The 4,278-nt window shown below is 34.2% G+C and carries 1 protein-coding gene and 1 CRISPR repeat array; the gene reads left to right on the forward strand.

Going from position 1 to position 4,278, the window contains the following annotated elements; all coding sequences use genetic code 11:
• A partial coding sequence (gene cas2 / locus P9687_RS16790; RefSeq protein WP_328228943.1) for a CRISPR-associated endonuclease Cas2 occupies positions 1-440 on the forward strand: 440 nt, incomplete at its 5' end.
• Between the two features lie 180 nt (positions 441-620).
• Positions 621-4,050: direct repeats of the CRISPR family, unit length 30 nt; unit sequence GTTGAACTTTAACATTGGATGTATTTAAAT.
• The last annotated feature ends 228 nt before the right edge of the window (positions 4,051-4,278 follow it).

Below are 4,278 nucleotides of genomic sequence, written 5' to 3' on the forward strand. Positions count from 1 at the left end.
CAGAAAACTTGCAAAAAAAATGGAAATTTGCAGGTTTATTTTTCGTGCCTAAAATAAATGAAATAGGAAAAAATTTACCTACCAAAGTTACAAAGATATATTTTATGAATAACCAGTTACATCTAGAAATCCACACTTGGGAAAACTACCTATTACCGATGTTTGTTAGATTTTCGTCACGGATTCAGGTTTATGATATAAACGAAAGAAGAGTACAAAAGGTTTTTAAAATTTGTAAAAAATATTTATATCATCATCAAAAATCTGTTTTTCGCGGTGCTATTACACCATCACAGCTAATTTCTCTTAAAAAAGAGCTTAATAAAGTAATTCATAAAGATGAAGACTTCATTTCTATTGTTAAGTTTTTAAGTGAGTTCTACTTTGATGAAGAAACAATCGGCAAAAACCCGGGAGATGGAGAATCGATATTTTTATGACTCACTTTTTCCCAACCGAATAAATACGGCACAACCGGCGATCACTTGGTATAAAAGGCTTCTGAGGGAATTTGGATGGACATATCAAAAAAACGATAACGGTTGGGAAAAAACAAACAATCCACTTGTACCAAAGTCTCTAGCTGAGGTATACTTGCAGTAAGTGTTGAAAATACTGGGGTTGAACTTTAACATTGGATGTATTTAAATCGATACTTGGCTTTTTGGGGAGTATCGTGATTTTTGTTGAACTTTAACATTGGATGTATTTAAATTCCGCATATCTTGACATATAAAAATAATATCGTAACGTTGAACTTTAACATTGGATGTATTTAAATACATAACTATCAACGGCAGTGCCAGAGATAGACGTCGTTGAACTTTAACATTGGATGTATTTAAATACGGTGCGATCCGGTGCAGATTTGCATAGCCTTATTGTTGAACTTTAACATTGGATGTATTTAAATAGCTGTCGCCTACTTCGAGGAGGAAACACGATACAAGTTGAACTTTAACATTGGATGTATTTAAATTTACTTTAGAGCAAAAACCGTTGCTGACGCGAAGTTGTTGAACTTTAACATTGGATGTATTTAAATCATGTGGCGGACGTGCTGGCGATGGCGGCGAACAAGTTGAACTTTAACATTGGATGTATTTAAATTTGTAAGTAAAATTTACCTTACCCTTCGGAAATGTTGTTGAACTTTAACATTGGATGTATTTAAATGCGTTGCCGCAGATTATTACCGCGGGTATTCAAAGTTGAACTTTAACATTGGATGTATTTAAATACGATACCGAAGACCGTCTGCAACGCCGTATCGTCAGTTGAACTTTAACATTGGATGTATTTAAATGATAGAGGGGGGACCACAACACAGAAAATTGAGGCGTTGAACTTTAACATTGGATGTATTTAAATTTTTGAAGGTGAAAAATTTGCGGTTTGTGAGGATGAAAGTTGAACTTTAACATTGGATGTATTTAAATGGATTTCTCTTCATGATTCCAAGACACACCATGAGGCGTTGAACTTTAACATTGGATGTATTTAAATTCACGTTCGATGCGCTTGTAGACAAATTTGTTTCCGTTGAACTTTAACATTGGATGTATTTAAATGCCGTTGAGTGATGATAATAGGTGTCGTTTGTTATGGTTGAACTTTAACATTGGATGTATTTAAATTATTCGGCCAAATTGCGGATTTGCCGGTCCATCATCGTTGAACTTTAACATTGGATGTATTTAAATTGTTTTCCCGACTTTTGCAGGCTATCGGGAGTATGTGTTGAACTTTAACATTGGATGTATTTAAATTTGTCAAGGGCGGCTTGGAGTGTAGCCGAAACGGGTTGAACTTTAACATTGGATGTATTTAAATTAGACAACAACATTTACTGGCTTCTCTCCTCCTGGCAGTTGAACTTTAACATTGGATGTATTTAAATGAAGGAGGCCAAAATTTCTACTGCAGAGTTAGATAAAGTTGAACTTTAACATTGGATGTATTTAAATTCAGTTCGTTTACATCTGGACCGACCAGTTAGAAATGTTGAACTTTAACATTGGATGTATTTAAATCTTTCATTAGCCCAGGCGTATTGCCACTTTGTTTTGGTTGAACTTTAACATTGGATGTATTTAAATTGTTTTTGCTTTTCAATTTTTCGACAATGTCTTTGTGTTGAACTTTAACATTGGATGTATTTAAATTCTACGCGCCGGGCTTTTTTAAACCGGCTACGGACAGTTGAACTTTAACATTGGATGTATTTAAATCAGGGTACCAAGAGTATGTGACTGCTTACATTGATGTTGAACTTTAACATTGGATGTATTTAAATGAAATAAGGGAACGAATTTTTCGGGGTCGGAAATTGTTGAACTTTAACATTGGATGTATTTAAATAGATGAAAAAGCTAGTGTCACTTTAAATGACGGTAGGTTGAACTTTAACATTGGATGTATTTAAATACGCCGTTGTCATGCGGGTTTTCCGGCTGTTGGCGTTGAACTTTAACATTGGATGTATTTAAATAAAAATACGACATACAATGGGAAAGTCGGCTCGAGTTGAACTTTAACATTGGATGTATTTAAATTTATTTAGTCCATTATTATTTAGTTCATCAATACTGTTGAACTTTAACATTGGATGTATTTAAATGGATCATGAACGTAAGTTACTTTCATCCATACCACTGTTGAACTTTAACATTGGATGTATTTAAATCCCGTTCCTACATTCGTCCGCGCCGCCACTAGTTCGTTGAACTTTAACATTGGATGTATTTAAATAGGGTACGCTCCGCCGATTTATAAAATTTTTAAAAGTTGAACTTTAACATTGGATGTATTTAAATTTTATAAACTTTTGGTACATTTCCCTTGTCAATTCGTTGAACTTTAACATTGGATGTATTTAAATATGCTGGTCTTAACCAAAAAGTCCACAGTCAATTGTTGAACTTTAACATTGGATGTATTTAAATAATCGTAGGGGGTGTGATTATGGTGGCGGCTTTGTAGTTGAACTTTAACATTGGATGTATTTAAATCCGCTTAGCGTTCCGTGTACTTCCCACATTTTCACGTTGAACTTTAACATTGGATGTATTTAAATCACTGACAAAGCCAAAGCGCACTTCCATTTTTGTGTTGAACTTTAACATTGGATGTATTTAAATTATTCCTTTACCGAGAAAAGTATTACAACAAAGAGTTGAACTTTAACATTGGATGTATTTAAATATCGCTTTGACAATTGAAGCAGATACTTCGTCTTCGGTTGAACTTTAACATTGGATGTATTTAAATTTGTCGATGGCGGGTATGGCACGGTTGATATAACGTTGAACTTTAACATTGGATGTATTTAAATATCAAATGACGGTGCAATAACGCCATACCACCAGTGGTTGAACTTTAACATTGGATGTATTTAAATAGATGATGGACTTGATGATAACGAGATCGTAATAAAAGTTGAACTTTAACATTGGATGTATTTAAATACCGTATCTATGTTGGCGAAAAGATTGCGGTAAGTGGTTGAACTTTAACATTGGATGTATTTAAATATGTAAAATGCCGGCACACTGAAAAGCTGTACAATGGTTGAACTTTAACATTGGATGTATTTAAATGTCACAGGATTGGCAGGTTCGACTCCTGCCATCGCGTTGAACTTTAACATTGGATGTATTTAAATTTGGCTTGCTAATATTTGGCGTATACAAACTGGCCAGTTGAACTTTAACATTGGATGTATTTAAATAGCTTGCTATATGTGCCGATATATTTTCTTTTTCCTGTTGAACTTTAACATTGGATATATTTAAATGTTCGATAAAATCGACCTCATGAACTTTGAGGCGAATAGTTGAACTTTAACATTGGATGTATTTAAATGCGCGTCATTTACGCGATCGAACCTGTCGAGCAGATACATTGGATGTATTTAAATTAGACTTTGGAGGCAATGGCCTTCTGCAGCCGGCGCTGTTGAACTTTAACATTGGATGTATTTAAATACGGTTTATAATCTTTTTCAATTCCATCCGTAACGTTGAACTTTAACATTGGATGTATTTAGGGCTTGCTGAATAAGCAAAAGTTCCAGATTTGACAAGGATTTTGGCTACTTTTGTCGAATATAAAGTGTAAGGATTTCAAAGGAAACACGTAAAAAACCTTGCACTTGGAGGCTGTTACGATGTACAAAAAGACCGAACATCAATTAACTTTTGTAGATGATTTTTTTCTACCATTCGGTGGGAAATTAAATAAAGAAAATCGCTGGGTCCGTCTTGCTGAAATTATTCC

Source organism: Weizmannia sp. CD-2023 (genome assembly GCF_036225245.1).
GTDB lineage: Bacteria > Bacillota > Bacilli > Bacillales > Bacillaceae_C > Weizmannia > Weizmannia faecalis.